11 protein-coding genes are annotated in these 12,009 nt (G+C 68.5%); 5 read left to right on the top strand and 6 right to left on the bottom strand.

Annotation, left to right across the window (positions count from 1 at the left end; genetic code table 11):
- Window positions 1-210: 210 nt before the first annotated feature.
- Together DELCS14_RS06655 and DELCS14_RS06650 are read right to left on the bottom strand one after the other, a co-directional pair.
- Window positions 211-1,038, bottom strand: a complete 828-nt coding sequence (locus DELCS14_RS06655; RefSeq protein ID WP_013800974.1) for an anti-sigma factor — start codon at window positions 1,036-1,038, stop codon at window positions 211-213.
- Between the two features lie 37 nt (window positions 1,039-1,075).
- Window positions 1,076-1,660, bottom strand: a complete 585-nt coding sequence (locus DELCS14_RS06650; RefSeq protein WP_013800973.1) for a sigma-70 family RNA polymerase sigma factor — start codon at window positions 1,658-1,660, stop codon at window positions 1,076-1,078.
- A 312-nt stretch (window positions 1,661-1,972) separates the two neighbouring features.
- Here DELCS14_RS06650 and DELCS14_RS06645 point away from each other — a divergent pair, with 312 nt between their 5' ends.
- A complete protein-coding gene (locus DELCS14_RS06645) occupies window positions 1,973-2,521 on the top strand; it encodes a DUF3455 domain-containing protein (protein WP_013800972.1) in 549 nt (182 codons plus the stop codon).
- Between the two features lie 15 nt (window positions 2,522-2,536).
- Here DELCS14_RS06645 and DELCS14_RS06640 read toward each other — a convergent pair whose 3' ends face one another.
- Entirely contained in the window at window positions 2,537-3,388 is an 852-nt protein-coding gene (locus tag DELCS14_RS06640) for a helix-turn-helix transcriptional regulator (RefSeq protein ID WP_013800971.1), read from the bottom strand.
- Between the two features lie 295 nt (window positions 3,389-3,683).
- On the opposite strand from DELCS14_RS06640, the gene DELCS14_RS06635 reads away from it, so the two are divergent.
- Window positions 3,684-5,384, top strand: a complete 1,701-nt coding sequence (locus DELCS14_RS06635; RefSeq protein ID WP_013800970.1) for a 2-isopropylmalate synthase — start codon at window positions 3,684-3,686, stop codon at window positions 5,382-5,384.
- Between the two features lie 63 nt (window positions 5,385-5,447).
- On the opposite strand, the gene DELCS14_RS06630 is transcribed toward DELCS14_RS06635, so the two are convergent.
- On the bottom strand, window positions 5,448-6,623 hold the full coding sequence (locus tag DELCS14_RS06630) for an alpha-hydroxy acid oxidase (RefSeq protein WP_013800969.1): 1,176 nt from the start codon (window positions 6,621-6,623) through the stop codon (window positions 5,448-5,450).
- Window positions 6,624-6,842: 219 nt separating this feature from the next.
- On the opposite strand from DELCS14_RS06630, the gene DELCS14_RS06625 reads away from it, so the two are divergent.
- Both DELCS14_RS06625 and DELCS14_RS06620 read left to right on the top strand, forming a co-directional pair.
- Entirely contained in the window at window positions 6,843-8,501 is a 1,659-nt protein-coding gene (locus tag DELCS14_RS06625) for an L-lactate permease (protein ID WP_013800968.1), read from the top strand.
- A gap of 155 nt (window positions 8,502-8,656) precedes the next feature.
- On the top strand, window positions 8,657-9,658 hold the full coding sequence (locus DELCS14_RS06620) for a helix-turn-helix domain-containing GNAT family N-acetyltransferase (RefSeq protein ID WP_013800967.1): 1,002 nt from the start codon (window positions 8,657-8,659) through the stop codon (window positions 9,656-9,658).
- A 1-nt stretch (window position 9,659) separates the two neighbouring features.
- Here the strand turns inward: DELCS14_RS06620 and DELCS14_RS06615 are convergent, their stop codons facing one another.
- Both DELCS14_RS06615 and DELCS14_RS06610 read right to left on the bottom strand, forming a co-directional pair.
- Window positions 9,660-10,211 (bottom strand): cupin domain-containing protein, encoded by a 552-nt coding sequence (locus DELCS14_RS06615; RefSeq protein ID WP_012207095.1) that lies wholly within the window; start codon window positions 10,209-10,211, stop codon window positions 9,660-9,662.
- A 25-nt stretch (window positions 10,212-10,236) separates the two neighbouring features.
- Entirely contained in the window at window positions 10,237-11,181 is a 945-nt protein-coding gene (locus DELCS14_RS06610) for a tripartite tricarboxylate transporter substrate binding protein (protein WP_012207096.1), read from the bottom strand.
- 128 nt (window positions 11,182-11,309) lie between these two features.
- Between DELCS14_RS06610 and DELCS14_RS06605 the strand changes: the two genes are divergently transcribed.
- Window positions 11,310-11,993 carry a TetR/AcrR family transcriptional regulator gene (locus DELCS14_RS06605; RefSeq protein WP_013800966.1) on the top strand — a complete coding sequence of 228 codons (684 nt, stop codon included), beginning with the start codon at window positions 11,310-11,312 and terminating at the stop codon, window positions 11,991-11,993.
- The last annotated feature ends 16 nt before the right edge of the window (window positions 11,994-12,009 follow it).

Raw genomic sequence — 12,009 nt, 5'->3', positions numbered from 1 at the left:
CGCCGGCAAGGCGCGGGCGGCTGAGTGCCGGCCAGCATAGCCGCCGGTCGGGCACCAGGCGCACGCGCTTGGAGAAGGCTGCCGCGCCCGGCAGCGAAACAGAGGCCGGCCAGCCAGCGCTGCACGCGCGCCCTGCTCTGGCCAGGGCAAACAGGCTGCGTTGTGCAGCAGCACGGCCGTCGCCAATGGCGAGCGGGCCTGCGCGGCGCGCTACAGGTCGCGCCGGATCAAAGCGCCCTTGAACAGCACCGGTCCCGTGGGCCCGGTCTGGCTGGGCACGCCGCCCTTGGGCTCCAGGCTGATGGCCAGGGCAGGCACGCCCTGGACCTCGGCGGCCGCAGCGGTCAGCTTGAGCAGCTTGTCGCGTCCCAGCACGCCCAGCGATTGCGGGCCGCCCTGGGGCGGCAGGGCCCACAGCTGCAGTGATTTGTCGGAGGCCTCATGGAAGTCGCCCACGCGCTGCAGCACCAGGGTGTTCTTGCCGGGGTCGAAGGTCACGAGCATGGAGGCATCGGCCTTGTCGTCGGCCAGCACGGCCACGTACTGGATCTGGGGCGCGGCCTGCAGCGCTGCCTGGGTGGCCTGCAGCTGGTTGTTCAGCACGGCCAGCTGGCGCTCGCCGCTTTGGCGCAGGTCCTGGTGCGACCACAGCCCCACGGCCACGGCCGCCACGGTGGCGCAGGCACCCAGCACGGCGGCGCCGCGCCACCAGGCCAGGGCCCGGCCCACGGCGGATTCCGTGCGCCGGGCCATGCCAGGCGCATCGTCGGCGCGCCGCCGGTGCGCCTGGGCGGCGCGGGCCTTTTCGGCCTGCAGCAGGTTGTCGATACGGACCCAGACCGCATCGTCAGGGCGTACGGGCGCCTGCATTTCGGACAGAGCCGACCAGCGGCCCTGCCACAGCAGGGCGGCGGCGCGCACCGGGGCCTGGTCACGGGCCAGTTGCTCGAAGCGGCGGCGTGCCGCGCCCCGCAGCGTGCCCAGGGCGTAAGCGGCGGCCAGCCGGTCCAGCAGTTCGGGGTGTCGGGAAATATTCATGGCAAATCCTTTGGCCGCTCAGAGCATGTCAACTGCTTCACGCATGGCGTGACAGGCAGCGGCGCAGCTGCTCCAGGCCGCGCCGTATCCAGGTCTTGACCGTGCCCAGCGGCAGTTGCAGCTGGCCCGCCAGCTCGCCATGGCTGAGGTCGCGCAGATAGGCCAGGCTGACCACCTCGCGCTGGCGGCCTTCCAGCCGCTCCAGGCATTGGTACAGCGCCACGGCCTGTTCGCTGGCCTCGGCCAGTTGCAGCGGGCCCTGGCTTTCATCGTTCCCGCCGCCATGGGCCGCCAGTTGCGCCTCGTCGAACTCTTCGTTCAGGTGCAGGCGTTCGGCGCGGCGCCGGCGCAGAAAGTCCAGGGCCCGGCTGCGCACCACCAGTCCCATCCAGGCCAGCGGCGGGCTGAGCGTGCCCCGGTAGCCCGAGGCGCTGCGCCAGATGTGCAGGTAGCTGTCCTGCAGCACGTCTTCGGCCCAGTCCTTGTGCCGCAGGATGCGCAACGCCAGCCCGTACAGCCGGGACGAGGTGGCCTCGTACAGGCTGCGGAGCGCGGGCTCGTCCTGCGCTGCGATGCGGTCCAGAAGGTCCATCAGCTCTTGGTCGGTTGGTGTGGTGCCCATGCACGCATTGTGGGCGAGCGGGCGGCCCCGTGGCCCGCACTGTTGCGTGGCCGCCCGGGGGCTTGTTCTGTCTTTCGATCGGATTCAAGGGGCATATCGGTGCTCAGCCGGGGTTTGCAGAAGGTCTGGCAGGGGTCTCCCGGCTTGCACCGGCCCTCCGTGAGCAATACGCAGCACATTGCGAACCGGATGCGGATAAATTTTTTTTCAATTCAGGTGAATCCAGCCGCTGCCTTGCTGCGTATTCCCTGTGTCGCGCCCCGGACAGCGGTCCAAGGCGACACCCCTCAACCCATCGACCTGGAGACCTTCATGAGCTACATCCTCCCCCTCGGCCTGGCCACCATGGCCGCACTGACCCTTGGCGCCTGCTCCTCCATGGACATGGGCAAGAGCTATTCCCAGTCCGACCTGCCGGCCGCCGTGCAGGTGCCTGCAGGCCACAAGGTTGCCATGGAGACGGTGGGCATAGGCCAGATCACCTATGAATGCCGCGCCAAGAAGGACCAGGCGATGGAGCAGGAATGGGCCTTTGTCGGCCCCGATGCGCGTTTGACGGACCGCCAGGGCCGCGTCATCGGCCGCTACTTCGGCCCGCCCGCCACCTGGGCGCACCAGGACGGCTCCAAGGTCACGGCTACCCAGGTCGCCGTGGCGCCGTCCAGCGCGGGCAACATCCCCATGCAACTGGTCAAGGCCGAGCCCGCCACCGGCATGGGCGCCATGCAGGGCGTGACCTATATCCAGCGCGTGGCCACGCGCGGCGGCGTGGCCCCTGCCATGGCCTGCAACAGCTCCACGCTGGGCCAGAAGCAGGTCGTGCAGTACCAGGCCGACTACATCATCTGGAAGGCCGCCTGACGCGGCCTGCCCCCCCTACAGCCTGTCGCCCCTGGCCCCGAAGGCCGAGGGCGGCATGCCGAACTGGCGCCTGAAGGCCAGCGAATAGGCGCTGTGGCTTTCATAGCCGGCCTCCAGCGCCACCTGCACGATGGGCCTTCCGGCCAGCAGCGCCTGCATGGATGACAGCAGCCGTGCGCGCTGACGCCAGCGGCCAAAACTCATGCCCGTGGCCTGCAGAAAATGGCGATGGAAGGTCTTCTCGCCCATGGCCAGCCGTGCGGCCCAATCACCGGCTGTGGCAGCTGTGGCGGCCGTGGCTGCAAAGCCATCCGCCCCGTCTCCTTCGGCCAGCGCATGGCAGACAGCGGCCATGCGCGCATCCTGCGGCCAGGGCAGGTGAAACGGCACCACGGGCGGCTGGCGCAGCTCCTGCAGCAATAGCTCGACCACCATGGATTCACGCCGCCCCGGCGATGCCGATGCAGGCCAGCGAGCCACCTCGCTGATGAGCTCGCGCAGCAGGGGAGAGACCTCGATCACGCAGTCCGTACCCGGCAGGTCTGCAGCGGCCTGCGCATCGACGAACAGGCTGCGCACCTGTACCGCGCCGCGCATGCGCAGGCCGTGGGGCACGCCCGAGCGCAGCCAGACGCCGCGCGTGGGCGGCACCACCCAGCGCCCGCTGCCTGCGCGCACCTCCAGCACCCCCTGCACGGCGTAGAGCAGCTGGCAGCATTCGTGGGAGTGTTCCTCCACCTCCAGCCCCGCCGGATAGTCGGCGGCCACGCCCGTGACCGGCAGCGGTGCGGCGGCCTGCAGCTCGGGCAGCCCGGCATGGCTGCAGGGAACGGCGGCTGCAGAAGCCGGGACATGGGTCGTGCGCATATTGTCCAGATCCATATAGAAAATGAGAAATTCTATAAAGACAGACAAGCACCCTGCCCGCAAACTGGCACCCGTTCCCTGTGATTCACCGCCATCGCACCATGCACTGCCTGCCCTCGCCCTCCCTACTATCCCTGGCCCATGGCCGGGGTCCGGGCGCCTGCGCAGGCGCCGCATTTCGCACCGACTCTCCCTGATCCCGGCCTGGCGCAGCTTCCCACACCGGGAAGCCAGGAGAGCGGGGCCGCCGGCCGATCCGGTGGCTGCAAACCCCAGCGTTTCCTGCGAGGCCCGCATGCTGAAGAATCCCGCGTCCAGATACCGTCCCTTCCCCGCCGTCGACCTGCCCGAGCGCCAATGGCCCTCACGCCAGCTGAGCCAGGCGCCCGTGTGGCTGTCCACCGACCTGCGTGATGGCAACCAGGCCCTGTTCGAGCCCATGAACCGCGAGCGCAAGCTGCGCCTGTTCCATGAACTGGTGCGCATAGGCTTCAAGGAGATCGAGGTGGGCTTTCCCTCGGCCTCGCAGACCGACTACGGCATCGTGCGCCACCTGATCGACAACGGGCTGATCCCCGGCGACGTGACGCCCATGGTCATCACCCAGCTGCGCGAGGACCTGATCCGCGCCACGGTGGACAGCGTGGCCGGAGCGCGGCGCGCCATCGTGCACTTCTACAACGCCATTGCCCCAGCCTGGCGCGAGATCGTCTTCGGCATGCAGGTGCCCGAGATCATCGCCATGGTGGAGCACCACATCGCCCTGCTGCGCGAACTGACCGATGCCCACCCCGAGACCGAATGGGTGCTGCAGTACTCGCCAGAGACCTTCTGCATGGCCGAGCTCGACGTGTCGCTGGCCGTGTGCAACGCGGCCATCCGCGCCTGGGATGCAGGCCCCGCGCGGCCCATGATCATCAACCTGCCGACCACGGTGGAAGTGAGCACGGCCAATGTCTTCGCCGACCAGATCGAGTGGATGCACCGCCGCCTGGAACGGCGCGAGCACATCGTGCTGTCCGTGCACCCGCACAACGACCGGGGCACGGGCGTGGCCTGCGCCGAGCAGGCGCTGCTGGCGGGAGCCCAGCGCGTGGAAGGCTGCCTGTTCGGCAATGGCGAGCGCAGCGGCAACCTCGATGTGGTGACGCTGGCGCTGAACCTTTACACGCAGGGCATCGCGCCGGGCCTGGATTTCTCGGACATCGCCGCCGTGGCGCGCATTGCGGAGGAATGCACGGCCCTGCCCATCCATCCGCGCCACCCCTATGTGGGCGACCTGGTGTTCACGGCGTTCTCGGGCTCGCACCAGGACGCCATCGCCAAGGGCTTTGCGGCGCAGCGGCCCGATGCGCCCTGGCGCGTTCCCTACCTGCCCATCGACCCGCAGGACCTGGGCCGCACCTACGACAGCATCGTTCGCGTCAACAGCCAGTCGGGCAAGGGCGGCATTGCCTTTTTGCTGCAGCGCGACCATAGCGTGACCATGCCGCGCCGCATGCAGGTGGAGTTCAGCGCCGTGGTGCAAAAACAGGCGGACGCCTGCGAGGCCGAGCTGGCCAGCGACGACCTGTGGAAGCTGTTCGAGGCCACCTACCTCGCACCCCTGCAGCTTCCCTGGCACTACCGCAGCCACCACCTGTTCGACAGCGCCCAGGGCCAGGGCATTGCGCTGGAAGTGGTCCGGCCAGACGGCCTTCGGCTGCAGCTGTATGGCGAAGGCAGCGGCCCCATCGATGCCGTGGCCGCCGCCCTCGGCCAGCACCTGGGCGTGGCGCTGCGCATTGACCACTACGAGGAGCGCAGCCTGGGCCAGGGCGCCGGGGCCATGGCGCTGGCCATCGTCGAGGCCGCCCTGCCCGGCGTGGCGGGCACGCGCTTCGGTGCGGGGCGCCATGCCAACATCGTGACCGCGTCCATCCTGGCCGTGCTGCATGCGGCGGGCCGGCTGGTGGCGGCGCAGCCGGAAAGCCGGCGCGTACCTGCCCAAGCCTGAGGCGCAGCCTGAAAGGAAAAAGGACCGCCGAGGCGGTCCTTTTCTCGTGCGGCTTTTGCCGGTTCAGCGCACGGCGCCCGGATAGGTTCCGGGCAGCAGGATGCTGCGGTCCACGGTATCGATCTGCGTATGGCCGCAGAAGGCCATCGTGGTCTCCAGCTCCTTCTGGATGATCTGCAGTGCACGCGTCACGCCGTCCTGGCCATAGGCGCCCAGGCCGTAGAGGAAGCTGCGGCCGATCATCGTGCCCTGGGCGCCCAGGGCACGCGCCTTGAGCACGTCCTGGCCGCTGCGGATGCCGCCGTCCATCCAGACCTCGATGTCCTTGCCCGCCGCCTCGGCAATGCCGGGCAGCGCCTCGATGGACGAGGGTGCGCCGTCGAGCTGGCGGCCGCCGTGGTTGCTGACGATGAGCGCATCGGCGCCGCTGTCGGCCGCCAGTCGCGCGTCCTCGGCGTCCATGACGCCCTTGAGGATGAGCTTGCCGCCCCAGAGCTTCTTGATGCGCTCCACATCGCCCCAGTTCAGGCTGGGGTCGAACTGGCTGGCGGTCCACGACGACAGCGAACTCATGTCGGCCACGCCATCCACATGGCCGACGATGTTGCCGAAGGTGCGGCGCTTGGTGCCCAGCATGCCCAGGCACCAGTGCGGCTTGGTCGCCAGGTTGGCCAGGTTGCGCAGCGTGGGCTTCGGGGGCGTGGACAGGCCGTTCTTGATGTCCTTGTGGCGCTGGCCCAGGATCTGCAGGTCCAGCGTCAGCACCAGGGCCGAGCAGTTGGCGGCACGGGCGCGCTCGATCAGGCGCTCCATGAACCGGCGGTCGCGCATCACATAGAGCTGGAACCAGAACGGATGGCGGGCCGTGTGTTCGGCAATGTCCTCGATGGAGCAGATGCTCATGGTGGACAGCGTGAACGGAATGCCGAAGGCCTGGGCCGCGCGCGCGCCCAGGATCTCGCCATCGGCGTGCTGCATGCCGGTCAGGCCCGTGGGCGCAATGGCCACGGGCATGGCCACCTGCTGGCCGATCATGGTGGTGCGCGTGCTGCGCCCCTCCATGTTCACGGCCACGCGCTGGCGCAGCTTGATCTTCTGGAAGTCGTCCTCGTTGGCGCGGTAGGTGCCCTGGGTGTAGGAGCCCGAGTCGGCGTAGTCATAGAACATGCGCGGCACGCGGCGCTGGGCCACGATGCGCAGGTCTTCGATGCAGGTGATTTTGGAAAGGTCGGTGGACACGTTTTCTGGCTTTCTGGAACCCGCATGCCGCGGGACTGCCGAGCATGGTAGTGCGCAGGGCACGTTCCAGTCACCCGTTCGGGTTTGAAGTGATTTGTGCGCCGATTGAAATTTTCTCTCTCGCAGCCCAACCGAGGGCTAACGCTAGTGTGCCAACCAGCCATGAGAGCGACGATCCGCCCCGCACAACATCCTAAAAACTCTTCAGGAGACGCTCCTATGGTTTGGCAGCAGGTCTACGACCCTCTTTCCAACATGTGGCTGTCCACACTGCTCGCGGCCATCCCGGTCGTGGTCATGCTGGTGGGATTGGGCTTTTTGCACATGAAGGCCCACCTGGCGGCCGGCGCCGGGCTGATTGCGGCGCTGGTGATCGCGGTCTTCGTCTACAACATGCCGGCAGGCATGGCCGGGCGCGCGGCACTGTTCGGCGGCTTCACGGGGCTGCTGCCCATCGGCTGGATCGTTCTGAACATCATCTTCCTGCACCAGCTGACCGAGAAGAACGGCAGCTTCAAGATCCTGCAGGACTCCATTGCCGGCATCACCGAGGACAGGCGCATCCAGCTGCTGCTGATCGCCTTCGCCTTCGGCGCCTTCTTCGAGGGTGCGGCCGGCTTCGGCACGCCCGTGGCCGTGACGGCGGCCATCCTCATCGGCCTGGGCTTTTCGCCGCTGGCCGCCTCGGGCCTGTCGCTGATCGCCAATACCGCGCCCGTGGCCTTCGGCGCGCTGGGCACGCCGGTGATCACGCTGGCCAAGGTGCACGGCTACGACCTGATGGAAGTCACGGCCATGGTCGGCCGCCAGCTGCCGTTCTTCTCGGTGCTGGTGCCGTTCTGGCTGATCTGGGCCTTTGCCGGGCGCAAGGCCATGATGGAGATCTGGCCCATCATTTTGGTGACCGGCGTGTCCTTCGCCATTCCGCAGTACCTGGTGTCCAACTTCATCGGCCCCGAGCTGGTGGACATCATCGCGGCCATCGTCTCCATGGTCTGCACGGTCGGCTTCCTGCGCATGTGGCAGCCCAGGACCATCTGGCGCTCGACCTCGCTCAAGGGCCATGAGAACAGCGGCGGCGAGGCCCAGGCGCCCCGCGCCGTGACCCAGCACCCGCGCGCCGACGTGATCCGCGCCTGGACGCCCTGGGCCATCCTCACGGTCTTCGTCTTCATCTGGGGCCTGCCCTCGGTCAAGGCCGCGCTCAACGGCCTGTTCGCCCCGGCCTTTCCCATGGAAGGCCTGCACAACCTGATCGAGAAGGTGCCGCCCGTCGTGCGCCAGCCCACCAAGGAAGGCGCCATCTACACGCTGAACCTGCTGTCGGCCACGGGCACGGGCATCCTGCTGTCGGCCATCGTGGGCGGCCTGGTCATGAAGTACAACCCCGTGCAGCTGGTCAGCCAGTTCGTGCGCACCATCTGGCTGGTGCGCTATTCGCTCATCACCATCGTGCTGATGCTGGCCCTGGGCACGCTGACGCGCTACTCGGGCACGGACACCACGCTGGGCCTGGCCTTCGCCAATACGGGCGTGTTCTACCCCTTCTTCGGCACCCTGATGGGCTGGCTGGGCGTGGCGCTGACGGGTTCGGACACGGCATCGAACGTGCTGTTCGGTGGCATGCAGAAGGTGGCGGCAGAGCAGCTGGGCCTGTCGCCCAACCTCATGGGCGCGGCCAACAGCTCGGGGGGCGTGATGGGCAAGATGATCGATGCGCAGTCCATCGTCGTCGCCTCCACGGCCACGCGCTGGTTCAACCATGAGGGCGACATCCTGCGCTACGTGTTCTTCCACTCCGTCGCCCTGGCCTGCCTGATGGGCATCTTCGTGACACTGCAGGCCTATGTCTGGCCGTTCCGCCTGATGGTCAATTGAGCCTTGCGCATCTGCGCCAGGCCCCAGCCGCCCGCATGCGCCGGGCGGCTTTTTTACGCCTGGGGTACGCATCGCTGCATCAACAGATGCGCAGCGGCATTTATGGTTGTACCATGCAACCATATTCAAACCCTGCACGGCCCCAAGGAGCACCCATGCCGCAGCACGATCTTTCCCTGGTGGATGGCATCCGCGCCGCCTCGCGCCTGATGGTGCGCGAGCTGGGCTTCATGCAGGCCACGCTGGCGGCCACGGACTATCCGCCCTCGGCCGTGCATGCCATCCTGGAGATCGGCGCGCAGGGGCGCATGGCGGCCTCGCAACTGGCCCTGGTCCTGGGGCTGGAGAAATCCAGCGTCAGCCGCATGGTGCGCAAGCTGGTGGAGGCGGGCGAGCTGAAGGAAGCCGCCGATGGAGAGGATGGCCGCGTCAAGCAGCTGGCCCTGACCGCCAAGGGCCGGCGCACGCTGGCCGCCATCGAGGCCTTCGGGCACCAGCAGGTGACGGCGGCGCTGGACCGCATGCAGGCGCCGCAGCAGCAGGCCGTCGCCCAAGGGCTGGCACTGTACGCCCGGGCGCTGCAGGCGCACCGGCAGGAGGAGCCCCTGCCCCAGCCCGTGCCCACGCAGATACAGGTCCTGCCCGGATACCGGCCCGGCTGCCTGGGCCGCATCGTGGACATGCATGCGCGCTTTTATGCGCGCCACGCAGGCTTTGGCGTCTTCTTCGAAAGCCGCGTGGCCAGCGGCCTGGCCGAGTTCGCGGGCCGGCTGGACAAGCCCTGCAACCAGCTGTGGACGGCGCTGGACGGCGACCGCATCGTGGGCTCCGTAGCCATCGATGGAGAGGACCTGGGCAAGCACCCCGAGGACCGCCAGGCGCATCTGCGCTGGTTCATCCTGGAAGACGGCCTGCGCGGCGCCGGCACGGGGCGCCAGCTGCTGCAGCAGGCCTTGGCGTTCTGCGACCAGCAGGCCTTCGAGGCCACCCAGCTGTGGACCTTCCGGGGCCTGGATGCAGCACGCCGGCTCTACGAATCGTCAGGCTTCACCCTGGCCGAGGAATGGCCGGGCCAGCAATGGGGCGAGACCGTGATCGAGCAGCGCTTCGTGCGGCCACGCCCTGCCGTGGCGGCATGGGCTGGCCAGGCACCCTGAGTCAGGAGCCCTGCTCGCCCGCCACCAGCACGAAGGCAATGCGCGCAGGCCGGCCCGAGCGGTTGGCCCAGGCATGGTTGGTGCCGCGCTGGATGAGCACGTCACCGGCGCGCAGCACGGTTTCCTGGCGGTCCAGGATGGCGACCAGCTCGCCCTCCAGCATCAGCGCGTAGTCCACGGTATCCGTGCGGTGCATGCCCGGATGCTCGCCGGGCTGCACGTTGCGGTGGGCGTCGCCGTACATGCGTGTAAAGGTGGCATGCAGGGCGCGCGCCAGCTCCTGCGGATCGGCAGGTTCGGGCGGAATGTCCAGGATGCGCAGCACCGTGCCATAGGGCGGCGGTGCCACGCCCTGGTGGATGGCAATGGTGTCGGGCGCATTGATCTGCGCGGGTGAGGCATCGGTGCGCCACAGGTTGGTGATGCGGTAGCCGGGGCGTTCCTCGACCAGGCGCACGGCGGGCGAGGCGCCGTCCTCGGCGATGAAGGAGCGGCCCTGTGCGTCGTTGGCCGTGATCACGCGGCGGATGGGGGGCAGGCTGGAATCGGTCATGGATGAAGAGATGGCGGAAAGGAGGTCACTGCGCATGGCGTTCGGCCGCTGCGCCCTGTTTGCGGAATTCGTCGTGGATGCGCCGGTCCCACTGGCGGCGGTCCTGGTGGAAGACCACCTGGTCGCCGCGCTGGGCCACCTGCCTGACGGCATCGGACCGCGCTGCGGCGGCGCAGGCAGCGTCCAGCCGGCCCAGCACCGCCTCGGGCACGCCACGCGGCACGAACAGGCCCGCAAACGATTCCTCCTGCACCGCCATGCCCAGCTCCTTGAAGGTGGGCACCTCGGGGAAGGCCGGGTGGCGGCGTTCCGAGGCCACGGCCAGCAGGCGCAGCTTGCCCGCGCGTATCTGGGGCGCAGCCGAGGCCGCGATGCTGCTGACGAAGTCCAGCCGCCCGGCCAGCAATTCCTGTATCGAGCCGGCATCGCCCTTGTAGGGCACATGCACGAGCTTGAGGCCCTGGTCGCGCTCCAGCTGGTCCATGGCCAGGAAGGGCGCCGAGTTCGGTCCCGGCGATCCGTAGCTCAGCGAGCCCTTCTTCGCCGCCGCCACCAGCTCGCCTATCGTCTTGAAAGGGCTGTCTGCGCGCACGCTGACGCCCAGGATGTTCTCCGTCACGCCGCACAGCGGCTGCACGCTGTCGGGCCCCAGCTTCAGGCCCTTGACGTAGTGGGGCTGCACGGTGATGGGGGTCATGGGCGTGAAGGCCAGCGTCAGCCCGTCGGCCGGCGCCTGGGCCAGCACATTCATGCCGATCACGCCCGAGCCCCCGTCGCGCGAGACCACGACCACGCTCTGGCCCAGCTGCTTGCGGAATTCCTCTGCCAACGTACGCGCCATCACATCGGTGGAGCTGCCCGCCGCCCAGGGGTTGATGAGGGTCAGCGGCCGCGACGGGAACGGCTCCTGCGCGGTGGCCAGGGTGCAGCCCAGCGCCATCAGGGCGCCGAGCCACTTGCGGGTGGTCATGCTGTGTCTCCTTGTCGTTGTGTGATGGCTGCGCATGTTAATTCAGTCAGTCGACTGAATCAATCCATGTCACCACCATGCCATGGTTTGGTGCGGCAAGGGCCTGGCGCTGTCTATGATCCGCAGCCATGACGTCCAGCACCGATGACACCGCGGCCGAGGAACCCCGCGCCCAGGCCCGCGAACGCCTTCTGCAAGCCGCCGAGCAGCTGTTTGCGCGGCATGGCTACGCGGGCACGTCGCTGCGCGCCGTCATGGCGCTGGCCGATGTGGACACGGGCGCCATCCACTACCACTTCCGCAACAAGCTGGGCCTGCTCAAGGCCTTGTTCGAGCAGCGCGTGATGGCCGTCAACGGACAGCGCCATGCGCTGCTGCAAAGGCTGGAGCAGCAGTCGCCGCAGCCCGCCGTGGAGGACATTCTTCGGGCCTTCATCGCCCCTGCGCTGCGCGCCGCCCACAGCGAGGGCGAGGCCGACTTCAACCGCGTCACGGCCCTGTGCTCGGTCGATCCCGACCAGGCAGTCAGGGAGGTGGTGTTTGCCGCCTACGACGAGGCTGCCAAACGCTTTGCGGCCCTGCTGCGCCAGGCTCTGCCGCAGCTGTCCCAGCACGATTTCCAGTGGCGCCTGGAATGCATGTACGGCGCCATGATGTACATCCGCTCCGACAACGGCCGAGTCAGCCGCATGCTGGGCGGCGGCCACCGCGCCGACCCCGTGGAGCATGTGATCGACGAGCTGGTGGCCTTCACTGCGGCGGGCTTCCGGGCGGCGGGCATCCGCGCGGCGGCCCCCCGCGCGGCGCAGTGATCACGACCGGCGCCTG

Origin of the sequence: Delftia sp. Cs1-4 (genome assembly GCF_000214395.1) — a bacterium.
GTDB classification, from domain to species: Bacteria; Pseudomonadota; Gammaproteobacteria; order Burkholderiales; family Burkholderiaceae_C; genus Comamonas; species Comamonas acidovorans.
Note: the sequence above shows the minus strand (reverse complement) of the source record. Positions and strands in the feature narration are given on the sequence as shown.

Bases quoted from the DNA above. Each gene is read 5' to 3' on its own strand.
- DELCS14_RS06655 (WP_013800974.1), bottom strand. From the start codon at position 1,038: ATGAATATTTCCCGACACCCCGAACTGCTGGACCGGCTGGCCGCCGCT.
- DELCS14_RS06650 (WP_013800973.1), bottom strand. From the start codon at position 1,660: ATGGGCACCACACCAACCGACCAAGAGCTGATGGACCTTCTGGACCGC.
- DELCS14_RS06645 (WP_013800972.1), top strand. From the start codon at position 1,973: ATGAGCTACATCCTCCCCCTCGGCCTGGCCACCATGGCCGCACTGACC.
- DELCS14_RS06640 (WP_013800971.1), bottom strand. From the start codon at position 3,388: ATGCGCACGACCCATGTCCCGGCTTCTGCAGCCGCCGTTCCCTGCAGC.
- DELCS14_RS06635 (WP_013800970.1), top strand. From the start codon at position 3,684: ATGCTGAAGAATCCCGCGTCCAGATACCGTCCCTTCCCCGCCGTCGAC.
- DELCS14_RS06625 (WP_013800968.1), top strand. From the start codon at position 6,843: ATGGTTTGGCAGCAGGTCTACGACCCTCTTTCCAACATGTGGCTGTCC.
- DELCS14_RS06620 (WP_013800967.1), top strand. From the start codon at position 8,657: ATGCCGCAGCACGATCTTTCCCTGGTGGATGGCATCCGCGCCGCCTCG.
- DELCS14_RS06615 (WP_012207095.1), bottom strand. From the start codon at position 10,211: ATGACCGATTCCAGCCTGCCCCCCATCCGCCGCGTGATCACGGCCAAC.
- DELCS14_RS06610 (WP_012207096.1), bottom strand. From the start codon at position 11,181: ATGACCACCCGCAAGTGGCTCGGCGCCCTGATGGCGCTGGGCTGCACC.
- DELCS14_RS06605 (WP_013800966.1), top strand. From the start codon at position 11,310: ATGACGTCCAGCACCGATGACACCGCGGCCGAGGAACCCCGCGCCCAG.